Here is a 20,665-nt window from a genome sequence, read left to right as displayed (position 1 = left end):
GGGTATATCATCAAGACGGGGCGAAATTGTACCAAAACACTGCTTATCAATCCAGCTAAAATTAGCTAATGCGCGCACAAAAAATGTGCACTATTTAACATTAAGCCTATTTTACTTTTTTAATTGCATCCCATGCACTGTCCATTTCTTCAAAGGTGGCTGTATCTAAGCTTTTGCCTTGCGCATACAAATAGGCGTTTACCTTTTCAAAACGCGCTGAAAACTTATCATTAGCGCTACGAAGCAGCTGTTCGGGGTCTCGTTTAACATGGCGTACAACATTAACAGTGGCAAAAAGTAAGTCGCCGAGTTCTTCCGCTGTATGATCAGATAACGGGTCTTGCTCAATCGCTTCTTTTACTTCAAGCACTTCTTCGCTCACTTTATCAAGTGCACCGTGATACGTTGGCCAATCGAAACCAAGTGCGGCAACGCGTTGTTGAATTTTTTTAGCTTTACTTAAGCTTGGCATATTGGCAGGAATATCTTGCCAAAAAGAAGGTGATTCTGTTTGCGCTCTAGCACTGCGTTCTTGTGCTTTGATTGCTTGCCACTGTTGCGATAATTGATCGTCTGTTAGCTCTTTTTTATCGCCAAATACATGCGGGTGACGACGTGTAAGCTTATCGTTTAATTGCTCTACTAGATCATTAAAATCAAATAGATTTTGCTCTTGTGCAAGCTGCGCATAAAAAATAATTTGAAATAACAAATCACCCAATTCACCTTTAAGCTCATCTAAGTTGCCTGACTCAATACAGTCGGCAACTTCGTATGCTTCTTCTAGTGTATGCGGCACAATAGATTTAAAATCTTGTTTAAGATCCCACGGGCAACCGCCCTTGGGATCTCGCAGTGTTTTCATTATGCTAAGAAGTTGTGTAAGCGCTGCATTATCATTCATGATTAATGACCACGCTTGGCATCGTGTACACCTTCAATTTGGTGTAACTTAGAAAGAACACGGTTAGTACCCGATAAGTCATGTACTTCTATTTGCATCGTAAATATAGCTAACTGATTATCTTCAACCGTATTTACGTTCATGTTTAAAACATTTACTTTTTCGTTAGCAAGTACTGAGCTTATATCGCGTATTAACCCTGAACGATCGGTTGCTTCTATTTTAATACTTAGTGCGTACGAGCCGTTGATATCATCAGACCAACTTACCGAAATAACACGCTCTGGATGCTGATTTTTTAAGTTATTAAACGAATCACAGTCTTCCTTATGAACACCTATTCCTCGACCTTGCGTTATATAACCTATTATCTCATCGCCAGGGACAGGACGACAGCATTTTGCTACATGGCTCATTAAGCTACCAACGCCATCAACCACTATGCCGTTTTTATCACCCGTTACTTTGCTAGGCGCTTTAATACGAATAACCGGTTCATCTTCTGTCCGATCACTTACAAAGTTAAGCATTTGATTGAGACGTACATCACCCGCACCAATTGCAACCATTAAGTCATCAAGTTCTTTAAAGTTAAAACGCTTGATGGCAGGCTCTAAATCTTTGTATGTTAAATTAAGCTTTTGTAATTCACTGTCGAGAATTTCTTTCCCCGCACTTAAGTTTTTGTCGCGGTCGAGCTGTTTAAACCAGTGATGAATTTTGGCTCTAGCGCGCGATGACTTAATGTATCCTAATGACGGGTTTAACCAATCACGACTTGGATTTGGTTGTTTTTGGGTCAGTATTTCTACCTGATCCCCAGTTGTAAGTTGATGCGTGAACGGCACTATTTTGCCGAAAATTTTTGCGCCAATACAACGATGCCCTACATTTGAGTGAATGTAGTAAGCAAAATCAAGTGGTGTAGCGCCAAGTGGTAAATCGATAATATCGCCGCTTGGGGTAAATATGTATACGCGGTCTTCTACTACTTGGTTTTTAAGCTCTTCTGCTAAATCACCACCATCAACCACTTCTTCTTGCCATTGGAGTAACTTACGTAGCCAGCTAATTTTTTGCTCATAACCCGAGCCGCGCCCTGGTAATGCACCTTCTTTGTACATCCAGTGTGCAGCCACACCCAACTCAGCATCTTGATGCATATCGCTGGTACGAATTTGTATTTCTACTGTTTTACCTTCAGGCCCAAATACCACGGTATGGATTGACTGATAGCCGTTTTGTTTTGGGGTTGCTACATAGTCGTCGAACTCTTTATTAAGATGACGCCAATTGGTGTGCACAATACCCAGCGCTCCATAACAATCTTGTAGGCGTTCAACAACGATACGCATTGCACGAATATCAAAAAGCTGATCAAACTCGTAGTTTTTTTGCTGCATTTTTTTATAAATGCTGTAAATGTGCTTGGGGCGGCCATAAACTTGGGCCTCTATGCCCGCTTCACTTAAACGGTTTTTTACTTGCTCAACCATATCTTCCATATAGGCTTCGCGCGTAAGACGTTTGTCGTCAAGTTGTTTGGCTATGCTTTTATAGGTGCCTGGGTGCAAATATCTAAACGATAAATCTTCCAGTTCCCACTTTAATTGCCCTATTCCTAATCTGTTTGCCAATGGTGCAAAAATATCAGCCGTTTCTTTAGCGGCAATGACGCGGTCTTCTTCATCCGCATTTTTTACATTACGTAAATGACATACCTGCTCGGCAAGCTTAATGACCACGGCGCGCACATCTTCAACCATGGTTAATAACATTTTTCGAATATTATCAACTTGCATAGTGCCTTTACCTTGATGCGATAAAGTACTAATAGTGGCCATTTGTGCAACCCCAGTTAACAGCATGGCTATATTACTACCAAGCTGCTCTTCTATGGTTTCTAGTGATATTAAATCGTTTAAAAAATACGGGGTTAAATACGCAGTAGCTAACGATTCGGGGTCGAGATTTAGCTCAGCTAAAATTTCAACCATTTCGATTGCAGTAGTTTGCCTGCTTTCATTATCACATTTTACGCAGAGCGCTTGCGCTTTAGTAAGTAGCTCTGTTTTTTCTTCAGACAAGGCAAGAAATGAAAGCCGAGTGCTAAAATCTGTTGTCTCATCTTGTTGATGTGATTGTCGTGTAGCTACCATAATGCGTTCTACCTCCGTTGAAATAACGCCATAGTTTCAATATGCCCTGTATGAGGGAACATATTCATTAGCCCAATTTTATTAAGATCAAAGCCAGCTTGTGAAATAATTGCGCTGTCACGGGCTAAAGTAACAGGGTCACAAGAGACATATAAAATAGTTTTAAACTGCTTTAAAGATAATTGCTCTAATACAGCCATTGCACCAGTCCTAGAAGGATCGAGTACAAGCACATCTAAGTTTTTACTAAACCATGGGGCGCTCTGTATGCTTTGCGTTAAATCAAAGCAATGAAACTGCGCATTGGTAATAGAGTTAGTTTGCGCATTTTGAGCAGCCATTGCAACCGCTGAAGTCACACCTTCTACGCCAATTACAGATTTTGCTTGTTTTGCCAACACTAATGAGAAATTACCAATGCCACAAAATAAATCCAATAAATTTTCATCACCTTTTAAATCAAGCCAATTTGCGGCTTGCTTTAACATAGCTTCGTTAACTTGCGCATTTACCTGAATAAAATTACCTAAACCAAATTCAAATTTTAGATCAAACTCTTTAAGATAATAAAACGGCATGGCTAAGTGTGAATGCTCAATTACATCGCTCTCGCTTTGCCATACAATTTCAAACTGTTGGCTTTTTGTTATGTGCTCAACCAAAGCCTTTGTATCATCGTTAATTGCTTTAGTGTGACGAATAACAACAAAGTTTTCCTCATCACTTTGGCATAACTGTAAATGGCTTATACTGTGCAGCGCTTTGTGTTGATTAATTAAACCATCAAAAAGTGTAAAAACATCTGCAAATACTTCATCAAGTACTGCACATTTATTAATACTGACAATATTTTTTGAACCACTGGCTCTGTAACCCACACGCATTTTTTTTGCTGCTTTATCAAACATAACGGCTATGCGAGCGCTGCGCCTGTAATGCACAGACTTACTTAATAATGGAGCTTGCCAGTTTAAGCTGTTTAATTTAGCAAACTTACTAAATAGCTGAGTAACTGCAGTTTGTTTTTCTACAACTTGTTGGCTTACTTCTAAATGCTGTAATTGGCAGCCACCACACTGATTATAGTGCTCACAAAAAGCGTCTACTCTTGATTCACTCGCTTTAATAACTTTAATTACTTTTGCACTGCTGTATTTAGCTTTATCTTCGACGAGCATTGCTTTAACTGTTTCATTTGGTAATGCACCGCTTACAAAGCATACTTTATTATGATGCTTAGCAATGCCACGCCCTTGATGATCCATTCCCGTTATATTTAATTCTAATGTTTGTTGCTTAAGCGGTTTTTTTTTCGCTTTAAAAATTTGCGCCATTAGGCATTACCTTCAGTTTATTTATGAAGCACCTATATTTAGATGCTTTAGAATGCGTGTTGAACCGTATATACTCAAATCATACTAATAACGATAAAACGCTCCCATTATGACCAAATTAGGCTTACGCGATTCTGTTTTAACACTGACCCTGATCCCAACGGTGATCATAGGATTACTACTTGGTGGCTATTTTACAATAAATCGTTACATTGAGCTTGATGAAATTTTATATCAGCAAGGTACTACTATTTCTGAGCCACTTGCTATTGCGCTTGAGCAACCCATGCTCGAAAAAAACAAACAGCTATTGAATCGCCTTATAAGCTACACACATAACAAGCACTCCCCTACAATTAAGTCGATTGCAATTTTTGATAAAAATAATGCGCTATTAATGACGAGTAATTATCACCGCTCATTTGAAAAGTTAATTAATCAAAAGACGCTCATAAATTTAAAAACGACCCATGTGCAAAAGTCAGATGAGCTTGTTACATTCTTCACGCCCATTATTAACCATACAAGTCACGACTCTAAATGGGATCCATCTGCTTTTCAGTCATCTCTGGGCACCGTTATTATACAGCTAAACAAAGACCAAGCGGTTATAGGGCAGCAACGTGCTTTATTAATTAGCGGTATTGTAATTATTTTATCATTGGTATTTGCAGCAATTTTAGCTTTAAGGTTAAGCCGCATGTTTATGACGCCGCTTAATAAGTTAGTACTTGCAACCGACAAGTTAGTTGAAGGTAAAAGAAGTACTGGCCTTAACGACAACATGATAGGTGAATTTGAGCTATTGCGAGAAGGCTTAAATACCATTGCTCACACTATGGTGATGCAAAAAGATGAAATGCAAAAAAATATTGACCAAGCAACTAGCGACTACCGTGAAACACTAGAGCAATACGAAACTTCAAATATAGAACTTTCGTTTGCAAAAAAAGAAGCTCAAGATGCTAACCGCGTAAAATCAGACTTTTTAGCTAAAATGAGTCACGAACTTCGTACTCCTCTCAACGGTGTTATTGGATTTACACGCCAGCTTTATAAAACACCACTAAACAAGCATCAAAAAGATTATCTCGATACTATTATGCTATCAGCAAATAGTTTAATGACTATTATTAGCGACATTCTAGATTTCTCCAAACTAGAAGCGGGTGCAATGGAACTTGAGTCGATTCAGTTTCAACTTCGTGATGCTGTAAATGAAGTGATGACGCTACTCGCTCCTAGCGCACACGATAAGCAATTAGAGCTATCCATTTACATTAACCAACAAGTACCAGATGACTTAACGGGCGATCCCACTCGCTTTAAACAAGTGCTGATAAACCTATTAAGTAATGCAATTAAATTTACTGAAAAAGGCTCCATTAAGGTCGACATAAGCCATCGGTTACTCGACGACGAACGTACTTCTTTACTTGTATCAGTAACAGATACTGGCGTGGGTATACCTATGGATAAGCAAGACTCTTTATTTACTCCATTTGGGCAAGCAGACTCAAGCATTACACGTAAGTTTGGTGGTACAGGTCTTGGCCTCATTATTACCAAGCATATTGTTGAAGCGATGAATGGCCGCATAACATTAAACTCTGCACCAGGTAACGGTACATGTTTTACATTCAATAGTGTGTTTAGTTTGCCCAATCATGTATTTACTAACGACTTACCGACTAAATCGCTCATTGGTAAACGTATTTTATATTTAGAGCCACACGAGCATACACATCACGCTGTACTTTCGTTATTGACTCAGTGGGAATCAAGCGTGACGGCATGTTTTAACGAAACTAGCTTTTTAGACGCTATAAAAAATACTGAACATAAATATGATGTTTGCTTAATTGGCCATATGGCATCAGTTGATGATATGCAGCAACTAAAAAGCTATGTGAAAGCCGTGCGTGAATCTACTGATTACTTATATTTAATGCTTAATACTGTATCGCACAATATGCGAGAAGCCTTTATAGGCAGCGGTGCTGATGCGTGTTTAAGTAAACCACTTAATCACCGTAAGTTATGTGAAGTACTTGCTGCACCTTACAGGCTTGACCACCCTACTCATAATATTGAACAAAACGATCAAGCTTTGCTGCCGTTAAAAGTATTAGTTGTTGATGATAACGATGCCAACTTAAAACTTCTCCATACTTTATTAAGTGAACAGATTGAAGTAATAGAAACGGCACATAATGGTTCACAAGCATACAGCTTAAGTAAAAGTCATAAATACGACATAATTTTTATGGATATTCAGATGCCAATTATGGACGGTATAACCGCATGCAAGCTTATACAAGAATCATCACTTAATGAAGATACACCCATTATAGCTGTAACGGCACACGCCCTTCAAAGCGAAAAAGAGCAACTACTAAAAGATGGCTTTAAAGGCTATTTAACTAAGCCTATTGATGAAGATATGCTTAAACAAATTATTAGCGACCATAGTCCACAGACCCCAGTTAATCGTGACAAAGCTAAAACAGATACACCACAAAGTCCTGCACCATTTCAAAGTAGTCGAATTGATTGGGCACAAGCCCTGCAGCGTGCTGGCGGAAAGAGCGAGTTAGCGCTAGAGATGCTTAATATGCTACTTCTAAGCGTCCCTGAAACTCTTACATTGCTTGCTAAAGCGATAGAGAGTAATGATTGTCAGCAAGTCTTAAGTATTGTCCACAAGTTTCATGGCGCATGTTGTTACACTGGTGTACCAAAACTTAAATCACTCGCAGAAACAATTGAAACATCACTTAAAAATAAATGCTTGTTAGAGAATATTGAACCTGAATTATTTGAGTTACAGGACGAGCTTGAAAACTTACTTGCTGATGCAAGCGTAACTGAGCTACAAAGATAAGCTTTGAATTTTAGATATAAGAAAACGCGGCATTAACCGCGTTTTTTTAATTAAGCTTTTTAAATACTTATGTAGATTCGTATTACATTCTTGCTTCAATCATTAATCGTTTCATGTCGCGTACGGCTTTATCGAGTCCATCTATCGCTGCACGAGCAATAATAGCGTGGCCAATATTTAACTCATAAATCTCAGGCATTGCGGCAATGGGTTTAACGTTATGGTAATGAAGACCATGGCCAGCGTTAACAATCAAACCTAAGCTTGCTGCGTATTTAACACCTTCACGAATATGCTCTAACTCTTTGTGTAAATCAGTATCATTTGTTGCATCAGCATATGCGCCTGTGTGTATTTCTACATAAGGAGCACCACATTCTTTGGCTGCATCTAACTGTGCTTTATCTGCATCAATAAATAGCGATACTTTAATACCCACGTCGGTAAGCGTTTTTGTTGCGGCTTTAATTTTATCTATATTACCCGCTACATCTAAGCCGCCCTCGGTGGTTAACTCTTCGCGCTTTTCAGGTACTAAACACACGTACTCGGGTTTTACTTCAAGCGCTATCTGTATCATTTCATCGGTAACAGCGGTTTCAAGATTCATGCGAGTTTGGATAGTTTTAGCCATCACATAAACGTCGCGATCTTGAATATGGCGTCTGTCTTCACGTAAGTGAATCGTAATACCGTCTGCGCCTGCATGCTCTGCTACACTGGCTGCATGGGCTGGATCTGGGTAACTTGTTCCACGCGCTTGACGAAGTGTTGCAATATGATCTACGTTTACACCCAAAAGAATATCTTTCATTTTCTTACCTGTAAAATTACGTTTATTGAGAGGCCATAAATAGCTCACGGCTTTTTAATGGTTTACTACCTAATAAGGGTTTTAATAAATAGCGACTTAATTGCTTTGCCATATATAGCACATCACTTTGGCTAAAGTCATGATTTGCTATGGCGTTGAGTTGTTTGCCACTAAATCCAGAACGCGTATCTTCTTGTACTAAAAAACCAAGTTCGGGGAAATAACTATACGTCTGCTTTTCATCTATTGGTTCACCACTGGCATCAAAACTAAAATCCACGCCATAACCGAGTAATTCCAATAATTGAAATTCGTACGAGCGAAGCACTTCTTGTAAATTGGCTCCGCTGTTTAGGTTTCCTAGGTGAGATTTATATAGCTCAAATACTTGTTCAATTGGCTCATTAACAGGAACGATGCGATTAGTTAGCTCATTCAAATAAAAACCACAATAAAGCTCATCACCTTTTAAAAAGTGCGAGTTACCATGCAGTTCAAACTTATTGATATATTTTAAATCGTATTTGCCACTGTAATTAACAAGGAGTGCCTGGAACGGCTGAAGTTGTGCTTTATGTTTAGTGGCCTGGCGACCACTAATTCGGGCCAGCATTCTTAACTGGCCAACGCCTTCTACAAGCATATCTAACATTACTTGGGAGTCACTATAAGGACGCCGATGTAATAAATACGCGGTGTAGAAGTCGCTATCCATTCACTAAGCTACTGCTTGGTTTAGTCTTCACTGTAACCTAAGCTTCTTAGTGCACGTTCATCATCAGCCCAACCTGACTTAACTTTAACCCAAAGCTCTAAAAATACTTTGTTATCAAGCATTTCTTCTATGTCTTTACGGGCTTCACGGCCAATGGTTTTTAGCTTTTCGCCTTTATTACCAATAACCATGCGTTTTTGTGTTTCGCGCTCAACAAGAATTAACCCATTGATGTGCCAAATACCGTTGTCTTGCCACTTAAACTGCTCAATTTCAACAGTCACAGAATACGGTAGTTCTTCACCCATAAAACGCATTAGCTTTTCACGGATAACTTCAGCTGCCATAAAGCGCATCGAACGGTCAGTTACATAATCTTCTGGGAAATAAAATTCGCAAGGAGGTAAGCGTTTAGTTACTTCTGCTTTGATTAAATCAACGTTTTTACCTTGCGTTGCTGATACTGGCATAATTCCAACAAAATCAAACTTGTCACTTAACCACTTCATATGAGGCAATACAAGATCACGGTCTTTAACTTGGTCAATTTTATTAATAACTAATAATACAGGCTTACCACTTTGCGATACTTTATTAAGTACCATATCGTCATCTGCATTCCAATGAGTGCCTTCAACGACAAAAATAATAAGCTCTACATCGCCGATAGAACTAGACGCTGCTCGATTCATTAGACGGTTAATAGCACGCTTTTCTTCAACGTGTAGACCCGGTGTATCTATGTATACCGCTTGGTGTTTATCTACGGTATGAATACCCATAATACGATGACGTGTAGTTTGTGGTTTACGTGAGGTAATACTCACTTTTTGCTCAATGATTTCATTAAGCAAAGTCGATTTACCTACGTTTGGTCGACCGACAATCGCCACCATTCCACAAAATGTATCTACATCACGTTCATGAGGCTGTATTAAGGTATCAAGGTTCATTTTTAAGTATCTTCAATGCTTTTTCAGCAGCTTTTTGTTCGGCCTTACGGCGCGAGCTACCAACAGAAATTATGCTATCCATTCCATCAACAATACATTCAACCGTGAATGTTTGATTGTGTGCTTGGCCTTGTGTATCAACCACTGTGTAGCCCGGTAACGATAATTTACGGGCTTGTAAATACTCTTGCAGCAGGGTTTTAGGATCTTTCTGGTTAAGCCCTGGTGAAATAGCATCCAAACGTGATTGGTACCACGCCAATATAAGATCGCCACAACTGTCGATACCTGAATCTAAAAATGCAGCGCCTATAATAGCTTCTACTGCATCAGCAAGCGTTGACTCGCGACGAAAGCCGCCACTTTTAAGCTCGCCCGGCCCTAAGCGTAAATAATCGCCTAGACCAAATTCAAGACCAAACTCAGCAAGTGTTTGACCACGCACAAGTGTTGAGCGCATGCGGCTTAAATCGCCTTCACGCGCTTTAGGGAATTTGGCATAAAGTGCATTGGCAATCACAAAGCTTAAAATCGAGTCGCCTAAAAATTCTAGTCGCTCATTATGTTGGCCTTTGTGGCTGCGGTGCGTCATTGCTTGTTCAAGTAAACCTTGATCAGCGAATTCATAGCCAATTTTTTTATATAATTCTGTTACATTTTTTTTCATCGTTACTGAATATTACCTAGGCGTTCAAAGCGAACACCAGTTGGAACCCATCCTGGTAAAATATCATCAGGGCCATTCTCAAATTCAAAACTCATCCATATAAAGACAGCTTTACCCACCAAGTTTTCTTTTGGTACAAAGCCCCAAAAGCGACCATCTTGGCTGTTGTCGCGGTTATCACCCATCATAAAATAATGATCAGCAGGAACAGTCCATTCATCAGAAGGCGTGCCCGGTTGCTGATAGTAACGCCCTTTTCTTTCAGGCGCTTGTGGGTTGATTAATATATCATGCGTAACTGTTGTTAAATTTTCATTCACACGAGCTAGAGGCATTGGGCCTTGTTTAAATTCGTTATCATTAATTAGTTTAAAATCAATTTTATTGAATTCATTACATAAAAGCTCACCCTGTTGGGTTTCGCCTTCTTTACAGTTTGGCTGAATATATAAACGTTTATCACGATAAACAATTTTATCGCCAGGTAAACCAATCGTACGTTTAATATAGTCAACACTTTCATCTAAAGGGTATTTAAAAACAACAATATCACCACGTTCAGGCTCACCGATATCAACTAACTGAGTGCGCCAAACTGGGTCTTTTATTCCATATGAATACTTTTGTACTAAAATAAAGTCACCCACTAACAGTGTAGGCATCATTGAACCAGATGGAATTTGAAACGGTTCAAAAATAAATGATCTAAAAATAGTAATTGCTGCAATCATCGGGAAAATCGACTTTGCTGTTTCTGTTAGTACTGGTTCTGGTGCAATTAATGCCGCAGTTTCTTCATCTAACGGAGCTCCAGCAGACGTTTGCGCTATCGCTAAGCGTTCCTGTCTTTTAGGTGCATACATTAAGTGATCTATTAACCATATTAAGCCTGAGCCTAAGGTTAATAGCACCAATAAAACTGAAAAATAACCAGCCATTTATAATCCTTTGTTTTTATTTACCAACTTTTAAAATAGCTAAAAACGCTTCTTGAGGCACTTCAACATTACCTACTTGCTTCATACGTTTTTTACCATCTTTTTGCTTTTTAAGTAGCTTTTTCTTACGACTCACATCGCCACCGTAACACTTAGCAATTACGTTTTTACGTAACTGTTTTACCGTAGTACGTGCAATAACGTGTTGTCCAATAGCTGCTTGAATCGCAATATCAAACATTTGACGAGGAATAAGCTCTTTTAATGCATCAGCTAATTGGCGACCACGAGACTGAGCACCATCACGGTGAACAATAATCGCAAGTGCGTCAACACGCTCACTATTGATTAAAATATCAACACGCACCATATCTGATGTTTGAAAGTGTTTAAAGTTATAATCAAGCGATGCAAAACCACGGCTTGTTGATTTTAATTTATCAAAAAAGTCCATTACCACTTCAGCCATAGGTAGCTCATACGTAACAGCTACTTGCTTTCCGTGATAGGTCATTTTTGTTTGGCTACCGCGTTTTTCAATACACAAAGTAATAACATTACCTAAGTACTCTTGTGGTACCAAAATATTAGCTTCAACAATCGGCTCACGAATTTCTAAAATATCGTTTACTGCAGGTAAATCAGACGGGTTATCAATCTGGAATGTACCTTCTTTAGTAACTATCTCATAGATTACCGTAGGTGCCGTTGTAATTAAATCAATATCGTATTCACGCTCTAAACGCTCTTGAATGATTTCCATGTGTAGCATACCTAAAAAGCCACAGCGGAAACCAAAACCTAATGCAGTTGAATTCTCTGGTTCAAAGAATAACGACGCATCGTTTAAGCTTAATTTATTAAGCGCATCACGGAATGATTCATACTCATCTGATGCAATTGGGAACATACCTGCATAAACCTGAGGCTTAATTTTTTGAAAACCAGGTAAACGAAGTGGAGCCGCATTTTTTTGATGAGTTATAGTATCGCCTACTGGCGCACCATGTATCTCTTTGATGCCAGCAATAACAAACCCTACTTCACCGGTTCTTAAAATACCGGTGTTAGTTTGCTTAGGTGTAAACACACCCACTTGGTCGGCAGTATGTATATGCTCATTCGACATTATTTTTATTTTGTCGCCAGTGCGTAATTCACCGTGCTTAATACGCACTAATGATACAACGCCTTGGTATGGGTCAAACCAAGAATCGATAATAAGTGCTTGTAGAGGTCCATCTGTATCGCCTACTGGCGGCGGAACATCTCTAACAATCATTTCAAGAACTTCGGCAATACCTACACCCGTTTTAGCGCTACATTGCACTGCATCAAGGGCATCAATACCAATAATTTCTTCAATTTCTTCTGCAACGCGCAAAGGATCCGCTTGCGGTAAATCGATTTTGTTAAGTACTGGAATTACTTCTAATTCCATTTCAATAGCGGTGTAACAGTTAGCTAATGTTTGTGCTTCAACGCCTTGGCCTGCATCAACAACGAGTAGTGCACCTTCACATGCAGCTAAAGAACGCGATACTTCATATGTAAAATCAACGTGTCCTGGAGTATCAATGAAATTAAGTTGATAAGTTTCGCCATCGTTCGCTTTGTAATTCAACGTTACACTTTGCGCTTTAATGGTAATACCACGTTCGCGCTCAATATCCATTGAATCCAAAACTTGTTTTTGCATTTCACGGTCGGTTAAACCGCCACAAACTTGGATCAAACGATCTGAAAGGGTCGATTTACCATGGTCAATATGGGCGATGATCGAAAAATTACGGATATGCTTCATAAACTGGATTCTATACTTCTATTTTAATGGACTAAATATGAATACCTAAGTGACTTGAAAATACTTGCTGTAGGATGCCATAAGCTCAGTTTGTAAATTACAAACATCACGAATGCTTTTCAATATTGATTAAAACCATTTTATTTATTGAATAACAATAAGTTAAACTTATTTAACTTACATAATTCAGCTAGATAAAATAATTTAAAAAAACACTATTCCCTGTATTTCCAAGTTACTTTGGTATAAAACGGCAATTTTACATTTAATTGGCGTCAATCACCATCTATTTGAGTTAAAGGGATACTAATTGGGTGAATTTTTATAACTTTTATATCGTGCTTTAGCGATTTCACGCGAGTTTTAGCTATAAAGAAACCAGTAACACCACCTAACGCTGCCGCTAATATTTGCCAACCTTCACTTATTAAAAATAACTCAGATGCAATCATTGCAAACACAAGACTTAAAAATAGAGGTAGCATGTATACCGCAAATGCATGCTTAACGACGTGGCTATCGTCAAGTGACAAAGTTACTTTTTGCCCTATTTCAACAGAGGATTCGAATTTATAAGGGAAGGTTTTTTTTGCAGTGCCAAATAGCTTACCAAACACTTGTGAGCCGCAACGACCATTGCAGCCTTCACAAGCTTGTTTTTGTTGTGCTTCTAAATGAGCAATGTGGCCATCGAGGGCCACAACAGTGAGGGTTTGTTCAATCATAACAATCCTTACGAATCGTTTATAATGCGCGGGTAACTGACTCAGCAATCGCTTTTGCGGTCATACTCGGTACATTACCAACAACCGATACATCAAAATTACCGCCATTATGCACATATACTGTCGTTGCACCAGAGGTTAGTGCACCACTTAAACGCTTACCCGGTAATGGACGCTGAATAAATACCGAAATTTCAACAAAACCATCAGAGAACAAGTAATAGTCTGTTAATTCGTTATTTAAATCGAGCTTATGTCTGTCTGATTTTAGTAATTCAAAGCCATCCGGTAACCAACTAATTTGCCAGTTAGTCGCTGTACTGTCTTCGTTTATAAGTGCATCGTTTGGTAAAGGCGTTGGAAAGTTTCGATTGAGGACTTCAAGTAACATACCTGCTGGCTGCTCTGTCACACTAATGTGAGTAAGCTGTAACTGCTCTAAGGCCTCACCTTCATGGTTAACGTACGCGGCTTTTAGTAACAACGACGACTCCATATCCAGCCAAATCCAATAATTATATTTATACTCGTCTTTAGATTCTATGCGAACTAGTTGTGCAGCACGCCCAGCAATACGACCTTTCCCGCCTAGTACAAAATCATAGTGCGCGCTTAAGCGATCTATATCTTTAAAAAGTACTTCAGGGATTGGACCCGCTATTGAATCTGTTTTTAGGGAGTATGGTTCAGACTGAGGTTCAAAATAAGTAACTTGGTTGTCAATACGGACCATTTCAAGCCCAGCACCGTTAAGTAAACTTAAATGCTCAAGTTCTGTGTCACCTTGTAAAGCATGCACCCATCGGTAGGGTTCCATTGTTTTACCTTTGACAACCACAAACGAAGCGTCAAAATTACGGGTGTGAACGGCATTAGCCATTTTTAGTAATAAATCTTTGGCAGGATTTGTGTCGTTAGCAAATGCATTAAAGCTTACTACCAACGACAGAACAAAAGTGATTACTTTCATTTAATTAGTTTTTTTCCTCAGACGCTTTGGTATTAGTTTGCGCTGTTTCTAAAGAATTCGCAACTCGTGCTTGGCGTTGATGCTCAAGAACTAATGCACCAATACGTTGTTGCTGTAATTCACGTAAACCTTGCTCTGCATTTTCAAGCGCAGGCTCAGATGAGTAACTTACTGGCGATGCCATACCTGTCAGCGGTGTGGTTTGTAGTAATGGAATTTCGCTTTGTTGCTCGTTGTTGCTTTGAGGAAGCGTATTAACTCCAACAATAGCAAACATTGCCACACTGGCTGCAATTGCTAGTTGAGCAACTGGCTTGCGCCAATTAAAAGCCACTACTTTATTATCTTGTACCGTCTCAGTGATTGCTTGAGGCTGTGTTTTTGACTGACTAAAGTCAGCATAAACAGGCTCGCTTTCAAGTGCTAATGCAACGCGATCGCTAATATCAATATGTATGTCGTTATTATTTTTTTGAGCACGCATCGCATCACCAATTAACGCATAACGGCCAAACGTAGTTACATCTTGCTCTGCAATTTTTGCATCAGTCAGATGTTGCTCGCCATCAAGTAATGCCGATAACGCTTCGTTATCTAACTTGTTAAGGTGTGCTTTTGTCATACTAAGACTCGCCTATTAATGGGTTTAATTTGTTATCTATTGCTTCACGGGCACGAAATATACGCGAACGCACAGTCCCGACCGGGCAATCCATTACCACTGCTATTTCTTCATAGCTCATCCCTTCGATTTCTCTAAGGGTGATTGCGGTTTTAAGATCTTCAGGCAAACTATCAATCGTATTAAAAATAACAGCGCGTACTTCTTCGCTTAAAAGTAGGTTTTCAGGAGATGCATTAGATCGCATTGAATCTGCACAATCATAAAACTCGGCATCTTCAGCGTCTATATCATTTGCTGGCGGCTTACGCCCCTGGGCTACTAAGTAATTTTTAGCACAATTAACGGCAATACGGTATAACCACGTGTAAAAGGCGCTGTCACCTCTAAAGTTTGGAAGTGCACGGTAAGCTTTAATAAAAGCCTCTTGTGCTACATCAGCAATATCGCCTTGGTTTGATACATAACGTGAGATCAAACCTGCAATTTTGTTTTGATACTTCTTTACTAATAGGTTGAAGGCGTTTTTATCTCCTTGCTGGACCCTTTTTACTAGCACTAAATCTAATTCCTGCTCGCTCATTCGAGCCGGTACTCCTATGTCTGATTTTTGCTTGTTATTCATATTGTCGTCATTGTTCACAAATACTCTGACCTCTTTATGAATAAAAAGTTCTGCTTAATATTATTTTTTTATAAAATAGATGATAAATAACGGCGCTAAGCCTTTAAAATCACTACGTAGTAGTATGACAAATATGGTACAACTACAGATATTAAAAACAAATATTGCTCTATATGAGCATTGTAACCGCAAAGTACCTCTGACATGAACCAAAATAAACATCACATTGCAGATGTCGCTATTATAGGTAGCGGCGCAGCAGGCTTATCACTTGCATTATCTCTAGCTAATTATTGTAACGTTACCGTGATCAGTAAAGGAGCGCTTACAGAAGGTTCTACTTTATATGCTCAAGGTGGTATAGCAGCTGTATTTGATAAACAAAACGACAGCATAGAATCTCATGTTGAAGATACACTCGATGCGGGCGGCGGTTTATGCGATAGAGACGCTGTTCATTATACTGCCAGCAATGCTCACGATTGCCTACAGTGGTTAATCGACCAAGGTGTTCCCTTTGATATGGAGTTTGATAGCAAAGGAAAAGAGCGTTTTCATTTAACACGTGAAGGCGGTCACAGCCATCGTCGTATTTTGCATGCAGCCGATGCTACTGGCAAAGCTGTGCAAACCACGCTTATTAGCCAAGTTAAAATTCATAAGAATATAACGCTCTTAGAGCAATACAATGCTATTGATTTAATTACAGATAAAAGCGCCGGAAAAACAGGCTCACACATTGAAGGTATGTATGTGTGGAACAAAAAAGCTAAAAAGGTAGAAACCATTTCAGCTAAATTTGTTGCTCTTGCCACTGGTGGCGCAAGCAAAGTGTATTTGTATACATCTAATCCAGATGTATCAAGTGGTGATGGCATTGCAATGGCATGGCGCGCAGGCTGTAAAGTTGCCAATATGGAATTTAATCAATTTCATCCAACGAGCCTTTATCATCCAGAGCTACAAAACTTTTTAATTACAGAAGCTATGCGCGGTGAAGGGGCTTATTTAAAACGACCTGATGGCACTCGTTTTATGAAAGATTTTGACAGTCGTGAAGAACTTGCTCCACGCGATATAGTGGCACGCGCAATCGATTTTGAAATGAAGCGTTTAGGTGCTAATTGTGTTTATTTAGATATTAGCCACAAAGATAAAGACTTTATTATTGAGCACTTTCCTACTATTTACGCAAAATGCCTAAGTGTAGGGCTTGATATAACAAAAGAAGCAATCCCAGTTGTACCTGCTGCGCATTACACTTGTGGTGGCGTAATGACCGACTTTAACGGTAAAACAGATCTTGATAACTTGTATGCTGTTGGCGAAGTCGCTTACACAGGCCTACATGGTGCAAACCGTATGGCAAGTAATTCATTATTGGAATGTATTGTATTTGCCCACGCTGCAGCTAAAGATATTTTAAGTAAAATTGAACATGCACCAGAGCCAATGGCTCTACCTCATTGGGATGAAAGCCGTGTTAGTAACTCTGATGAAGAAATTGTTATTACCCATAACTGGCATGAACTACGTTTATTTATGTGGGATTATGTAGGTATTGTACGCTCTACTAAACGCTTAGAACGTGCACTGCATAGGGTTGAGTTGCTGCAGCAAGAAATACACGATTATTATGCAAACTTTAGAGTAAGTAATAACTTGCTTGAGCTTCGTAACTTAGTACAAGTGTCAGAACTCATTATTAGAAGTGCAATGGAGCGAAAAGAAAGCAGAGGCCTGCATTATACTATTGATTACCCTGAACAAAATGAAAATCCAACACCGACTATTTTGACTCCAAAACGCAATTAATCGCGCTTAAAGTAGCACGTTTTAGACGCGCATAGCTTTGTTCATTAACACCATTGGCTGAAATTATAAGCCAATGGTTGTTACTAAAACCTTTAATATGTAGCCATATATTATTGCCATAAAAACGGCTTTTTTTACTAATTTCACCCTGAATTTTTAAACCTTCACCCTCAAACCTAAATAGCTTGGGTTCTAGAATTATAACGCCATGGTTTGGATGAATTGCCAACACTTTTTGCCACACTAAAAAGCCAGCTAATATATTAATTATCAAACAAAAAAGCATAGCTAGTAGCGAATCTAAAAATAAACATAATATTAAACTGAGCATGCAAAAAAAGACCACAATAGGTTTGTGGTCAGCGTTATTATTAGTAACTGTAAACCTATACACGAACTCGGTCTAAGATCAGCGAAACCATACCGTTTAACTGCTCATCTTTACATTCTTGATGACCCATAAACCATGCAAATAAGTCAGGGTCTTCTTCTGTTAGCAAACGCTGAAAAATAGCCTGTTGCTCTGCGCTCAAAGAGTCGTATGCTTCTTCAACAAACGGCATAAACAAAACATCAAGCTCTAACATGCCACGACGGCAAGCCCAACGAATACGTGCTTTACTATGAATTTCAACCATTTTAAACCTCATACTTAATTGACTCGAGTTTAACAAACACAAGCCTATTTAGCAGCTATTAATCTCTCATTAAAGAATAAACCCGCACCAATAAGCGCTTGTCTGTACCATACGTAACAACTGCGTTATTATGTCACTTCATTTATATTGCAAAGAAGGTTTTTATGTCGAGCGTTTATGCATGTCCGTTATCTCATCAACTTATTAGCCTCTGCGGTGCTGATAAATTATCTTATTTACACGGGCAAATCACTCAAGATCTAAATAAATTAACCAGCAGTAATTATTTGTGGGCTGGCCATTGCAGCGCTAAAGGTAAACTTTGGGGCGTATTTAAATTATTTTCTTATCAAGACAGCTACTACCTTACAGGCAGCGAAAACGAAGTAGAAAAATCGTTAGCTGAGCTAAAAAAGTATGCCGTATTTGCAAAAGTTGACATTAGTGCATGTTCAAAGCGATTAATTGGTCTCATTGGTGATGATTTATCGGATGTACTCGCACAACTTGATATTAACTTTGAAGGTGATGCGAGCGCGTGTGACTTTGAAAGCGGTAAAGCACTAAAATTAGCTGATAACCGTGTTTTATTGATGGTCGATAGCCAGTTTAGTATGCCTGATGACGTATCTACACTTGATAACGAAGCTCCTTGGCAACAAGCATCTATGCTTGCAGGTGAACCTCAGTTAAGTGCAGATGCAATTGGCGAGTATGTTCCTCAAATGGTAAACCTACATGCTATTGACGGTATAAGCTTTAAAAAAGGGTGTTATACCGGTCAAGAAACTGTGGCTCGCATGAAGTACCTAGGTAAAAATAAGCGTGCAATGTATATAGTCTCAGGTCAAAGCGAAGGGATACTTTCAGAGCCCGATTTAGAAACCCAATTAGGCGAAAACTGGCGCCGTGCGGGTAAACTTATTGCACAAAGCTTTAATGAACAAACAAATAAATTAACAGGCCTCGTTGTGTTGCCAAACGATACTGATGTAACTCAGGTACTTCGTGCAAAACACACACCTCAGGTGGAGCTAAGCATTCTGCCTCTACCCTACTCTCTTGAAGATGAATAAATAGGAATGACTATGATCGTTGCGGCAAACAAAGTGGTAAAAATGCATTATTCGGTAATGGATAATGATGGCAATAGCATTGATAATTCGTTCGGTGGTGAGCCACTACACTTTATCATTGGCACAGGCTACTTAATTTCAGGCCTAGAAAATGCTTTGCAAGGCAAACAACCAGGCGACACACTTAGCGTAAAAGTTGAACCTGATGAAGGTTATGGCGAACGCCACGATAACCTAATGCAAGCTGTACCTAAGTCGATGTTTGAAGGTATGGAAATTGAAGTCGGCATGCAATTTCGTGCATCAACAGATGATGGTGACCAATCAGTAATGATCATCGATATCCAAGATGAAGAAGTTATTGTAGATGGTAATAACCCACTTGCAGGCATAACACTTAACTTTGATGTAGAGATACTAGAAGTACGTGATGCAACCGAAGAAGAACTCACTCATGGTCATGTACATGGTGAAGGTGGGTGTGGTCACGACCACTAATACACTGTTAAACCAAGAAAAAAGCGCCTAGGGCGCTTTTTTTATATCATATTGTTGCGCTTAACCGTTTCAGTTTTTGCCTTACTAGGCAGCGCGATTGATACATTCTTTTCTTTTAGAGCGGCTAGTAAACCTTTTTGATCGTTTGTGCCAACTCGATACAAAGTGCCATCTTTAAGCGTTAGCTGTATTGCACTAAAGCCAGATACTGTATACACCCAACCATCGTGAGTAATTCGCATACCAATACCGTGTCTGTAAGAGTTTTGAACAGCCTTAGCTTCTACTACTTCGCCAAGCTCAATGCTTTGCCCTGCAACGCCTGGGCCAAACGCCCAGCTAATTTTTTTATCATCTACTTTTACTGTTAGACCATGGAACAAAAAGCCCACCAGCACTAAAATCCCAGCAAATATCATTAAAGGTCCATCAGCGCCTAACAAGTTCCATGCAAGCGCTACAAAACCGCCTATCCACGCTAATACAAAAAAGATAAACACCGCATACTGTTTATGCTGATACAT

At 39.2% G+C, this 20,665-nt stretch carries 20 protein-coding genes; 4 read left to right on the top strand and 16 right to left on the bottom strand.

Going from position 1 to position 20,665, the window contains the following annotated elements; all coding sequences use genetic code 11:
* Positions 1-106: 106 nt before the first annotated feature.
* The 3 genes from mazG to rlmD are packed head-to-tail and all read right to left on the bottom strand — an operon-like array spanning position 107 to position 4,397.
* The gene (gene mazG / locus PARC_RS04400) at positions 107-904 is read right to left on the bottom strand and encodes a nucleoside triphosphate pyrophosphohydrolase (RefSeq protein WP_010553215.1); all 798 of its coding nucleotides are present in this window, start codon (positions 902-904) and stop codon (positions 107-109) included.
* Between the two features lie 2 nt (positions 905-906).
* The gene (gene relA, locus PARC_RS04395; RefSeq protein ID WP_010553214.1) at positions 907-3,063 is read right to left on the bottom strand and encodes a GTP diphosphokinase; all 2,157 of its coding nucleotides are present in this window, start codon (positions 3,061-3,063) and stop codon (positions 907-909) included.
* A gap of 8 nt (positions 3,064-3,071) precedes the next feature.
* Positions 3,072-4,397, bottom strand: a complete 1,326-nt coding sequence (gene rlmD / locus PARC_RS04390) for a 23S rRNA (uracil(1939)-C(5))-methyltransferase RlmD (protein WP_010553213.1) — start codon at positions 4,395-4,397, stop codon at positions 3,072-3,074.
* A 109-nt stretch (positions 4,398-4,506) separates the two neighbouring features.
* Between rlmD and barA the strand changes: the two genes are divergently transcribed.
* On the top strand, positions 4,507-7,281 hold the full coding sequence (gene barA, locus PARC_RS04385) for a two-component sensor histidine kinase BarA (protein WP_007583105.1): 2,775 nt from the start codon (positions 4,507-4,509) through the stop codon (positions 7,279-7,281).
* An 82-nt stretch (positions 7,282-7,363) separates the two neighbouring features.
* Here barA and pdxJ read toward each other — a convergent pair whose 3' ends face one another.
* From pdxJ to rpoE, 10 genes are all read right to left on the bottom strand, one after another.
* On the bottom strand, positions 7,364-8,095 hold the full coding sequence (gene pdxJ, locus PARC_RS04380; protein ID WP_010553212.1) for a pyridoxine 5'-phosphate synthase: 732 nt from the start codon (positions 8,093-8,095) through the stop codon (positions 7,364-7,366).
* Between the two features lie 22 nt (positions 8,096-8,117).
* Positions 8,118-8,810: a DNA repair protein RecO gene (gene recO, locus PARC_RS04375; RefSeq protein ID WP_010553211.1), complete on the bottom strand. Its 693-nt coding sequence runs from the start codon at positions 8,808-8,810 to the stop codon at positions 8,118-8,120.
* Between the two features lie 20 nt (positions 8,811-8,830).
* Positions 8,831-9,763 carry a GTPase Era gene (era, locus tag PARC_RS04370; RefSeq protein ID WP_007581730.1) on the bottom strand — a complete coding sequence of 311 codons (933 nt, stop codon included), beginning with the start codon at positions 9,761-9,763 and terminating at the stop codon, positions 8,831-8,833.
* Positions 9,753-10,430: a ribonuclease III gene (gene rnc, locus PARC_RS04365; RefSeq protein ID WP_007581728.1), complete on the bottom strand. Its 678-nt coding sequence runs from the start codon at positions 10,428-10,430 to the stop codon at positions 9,753-9,755. The genes era and rnc overlap by 11 nt, the downstream gene beginning before the upstream one ends.
* Positions 10,431-10,432: 2 nt before the next feature.
* Entirely contained in the window at positions 10,433-11,368 is a 936-nt protein-coding gene (gene lepB, locus PARC_RS04360) for a signal peptidase I (RefSeq protein WP_007581726.1), read from the bottom strand.
* A gap of 16 nt (positions 11,369-11,384) precedes the next feature.
* On the bottom strand, positions 11,385-13,172 hold the full coding sequence (gene lepA, locus PARC_RS04355; protein WP_007581724.1) for a translation elongation factor 4: 1,788 nt from the start codon (positions 13,170-13,172) through the stop codon (positions 11,385-11,387).
* 275 nt (positions 13,173-13,447) lie between these two features.
* The gene (locus tag PARC_RS04350) at positions 13,448-13,897 is read right to left on the bottom strand and encodes a SoxR reducing system RseC family protein (RefSeq protein WP_007581722.1); all 450 of its coding nucleotides are present in this window, start codon (positions 13,895-13,897) and stop codon (positions 13,448-13,450) included.
* A 19-nt stretch (positions 13,898-13,916) separates the two neighbouring features.
* A complete protein-coding gene (locus PARC_RS04345) occupies positions 13,917-14,867 on the bottom strand; it encodes a MucB/RseB C-terminal domain-containing protein (RefSeq protein ID WP_007581719.1) in 951 nt (316 codons plus the stop codon).
* Between the two features lie 4 nt (positions 14,868-14,871).
* Complete coding sequence (locus PARC_RS04340; RefSeq protein WP_007581717.1) at positions 14,872-15,489, bottom strand: sigma-E factor negative regulatory protein; 618 nt, start codon at positions 15,487-15,489, stop codon at positions 14,872-14,874.
* Position 15,490: 1 nt separating this feature from the next.
* The gene (gene rpoE, locus PARC_RS04335; RefSeq protein ID WP_002958721.1) at positions 15,491-16,072 is read right to left on the bottom strand and encodes an RNA polymerase sigma factor RpoE; all 582 of its coding nucleotides are present in this window, start codon (positions 16,070-16,072) and stop codon (positions 15,491-15,493) included.
* Positions 16,073-16,318: 246 nt separating this feature from the next.
* Here rpoE and nadB point away from each other — a divergent pair, with 246 nt between their 5' ends.
* Positions 16,319-17,929 carry an L-aspartate oxidase gene (gene nadB / locus PARC_RS04330; RefSeq protein ID WP_007581714.1) on the top strand — a complete coding sequence of 537 codons (1,611 nt, stop codon included), beginning with the start codon at positions 16,319-16,321 and terminating at the stop codon, positions 17,927-17,929.
* On the opposite strand, the gene PARC_RS21710 is transcribed toward nadB, so the two are convergent.
* Positions 17,904-18,260, bottom strand: a complete 357-nt coding sequence (locus PARC_RS21710) for a hypothetical protein (protein WP_007581712.1) — start codon at positions 18,258-18,260, stop codon at positions 17,904-17,906. The genes nadB and PARC_RS21710 overlap by 26 nt on opposite strands.
* A 55-nt stretch (positions 18,261-18,315) precedes the next feature.
* Positions 18,316-18,567, bottom strand: a complete 252-nt coding sequence (locus tag PARC_RS04320; RefSeq protein WP_007581709.1) for an FAD assembly factor SdhE — start codon at positions 18,565-18,567, stop codon at positions 18,316-18,318.
* 164 nt (positions 18,568-18,731) lie between these two features.
* Here PARC_RS04320 and ygfZ point away from each other — a divergent pair, with 164 nt between their 5' ends.
* Positions 18,732-19,643, top strand: coding sequence for a CAF17-like 4Fe-4S cluster assembly/insertion protein YgfZ (gene ygfZ / locus PARC_RS04315; RefSeq protein WP_010553210.1), 912 nt, complete (start codon positions 18,732-18,734; stop codon positions 19,641-19,643).
* A gap of 12 nt (positions 19,644-19,655) precedes the next feature.
* Positions 19,656-20,141, top strand: a complete 486-nt coding sequence (locus PARC_RS04310) for an FKBP-type peptidyl-prolyl cis-trans isomerase (protein ID WP_007581704.1) — start codon at positions 19,656-19,658, stop codon at positions 20,139-20,141.
* Positions 20,142-20,182: 41 nt separating this feature from the next.
* Here PARC_RS04310 and PARC_RS04305 read toward each other — a convergent pair whose 3' ends face one another.
* Positions 20,183-20,665, bottom strand: coding sequence for a hypothetical protein (locus tag PARC_RS04305; RefSeq protein ID WP_008168001.1), 483 nt, complete (start codon positions 20,663-20,665; stop codon positions 20,183-20,185).

The organism is Pseudoalteromonas arctica A 37-1-2 (assembly GCF_000238395.3).
GTDB lineage: Bacteria > Pseudomonadota > Gammaproteobacteria > Enterobacterales > Alteromonadaceae > Pseudoalteromonas > Pseudoalteromonas arctica.
Note: the sequence above shows the minus strand (reverse complement) of the source record. Positions and strands in the feature narration are given on the sequence as shown.

Coding starts and splice junctions, on each gene's coding strand:
- mazG (WP_010553215.1), bottom strand. CDS start 904: ATGAATGATAATGCAGCGCTTACACAACTTCTTAGCATAATGAAAACA.
- relA (WP_010553214.1), bottom strand. CDS start 3,063: ATGGTAGCTACACGACAATCACATCAACAAGATGAGACAACAGATTTT.
- rlmD (WP_010553213.1), bottom strand. CDS start 4,397: ATGGCGCAAATTTTTAAAGCGAAAAAAAAACCGCTTAAGCAACAAACA.
- barA (WP_007583105.1), top strand. CDS start 4,507: ATGACCAAATTAGGCTTACGCGATTCTGTTTTAACACTGACCCTGATC.
- pdxJ (WP_010553212.1), bottom strand. CDS start 8,095: ATGAAAGATATTCTTTTGGGTGTAAACGTAGATCATATTGCAACACTT.
- recO (WP_010553211.1), bottom strand. CDS start 8,810: ATGGATAGCGACTTCTACACCGCGTATTTATTACATCGGCGTCCTTAT.
- era (WP_007581730.1), bottom strand. CDS start 9,763: ATGAACCTTGATACCTTAATACAGCCTCATGAACGTGATGTAGATACA.
- rnc (WP_007581728.1), bottom strand. CDS start 10,430: ATGAAAAAAAATGTAACAGAATTATATAAAAAAATTGGCTATGAATTC.
- lepB (WP_007581726.1), bottom strand. CDS start 11,368: ATGGCTGGTTATTTTTCAGTTTTATTGGTGCTATTAACCTTAGGCTCA.
- lepA (WP_007581724.1), bottom strand. CDS start 13,172: ATGAAGCATATCCGTAATTTTTCGATCATCGCCCATATTGACCATGGT.
- PARC_RS04350 (WP_007581722.1), bottom strand. CDS start 13,897: ATGATTGAACAAACCCTCACTGTTGTGGCCCTCGATGGCCACATTGCT.
- PARC_RS04345 (WP_007581719.1), bottom strand. CDS start 14,867: ATGAAAGTAATCACTTTTGTTCTGTCGTTGGTAGTAAGCTTTAATGCA.
- PARC_RS04340 (WP_007581717.1), bottom strand. CDS start 15,489: ATGACAAAAGCACACCTTAACAAGTTAGATAACGAAGCGTTATCGGCA.
- rpoE (WP_002958721.1), bottom strand. CDS start 16,072: ATGAGCGAGCAGGAATTAGATTTAGTGCTAGTAAAAAGGGTCCAGCAA.
- nadB (WP_007581714.1), top strand. CDS start 16,319: ATGAACCAAAATAAACATCACATTGCAGATGTCGCTATTATAGGTAGC.
- PARC_RS21710 (WP_007581712.1), bottom strand. CDS start 18,260: ATGCTCAGTTTAATATTATGTTTATTTTTAGATTCGCTACTAGCTATG.
- PARC_RS04320 (WP_007581709.1), bottom strand. CDS start 18,567: ATGGTTGAAATTCATAGTAAAGCACGTATTCGTTGGGCTTGCCGTCGT.
- ygfZ (WP_010553210.1), top strand. CDS start 18,732: ATGTCGAGCGTTTATGCATGTCCGTTATCTCATCAACTTATTAGCCTC.
- PARC_RS04310 (WP_007581704.1), top strand. CDS start 19,656: ATGATCGTTGCGGCAAACAAAGTGGTAAAAATGCATTATTCGGTAATG.
- PARC_RS04305 (WP_008168001.1), bottom strand. CDS start 20,665: ATGTATCAGCATAAACAGTATGCGGTGTTTATCTTTTTTGTATTAGCG.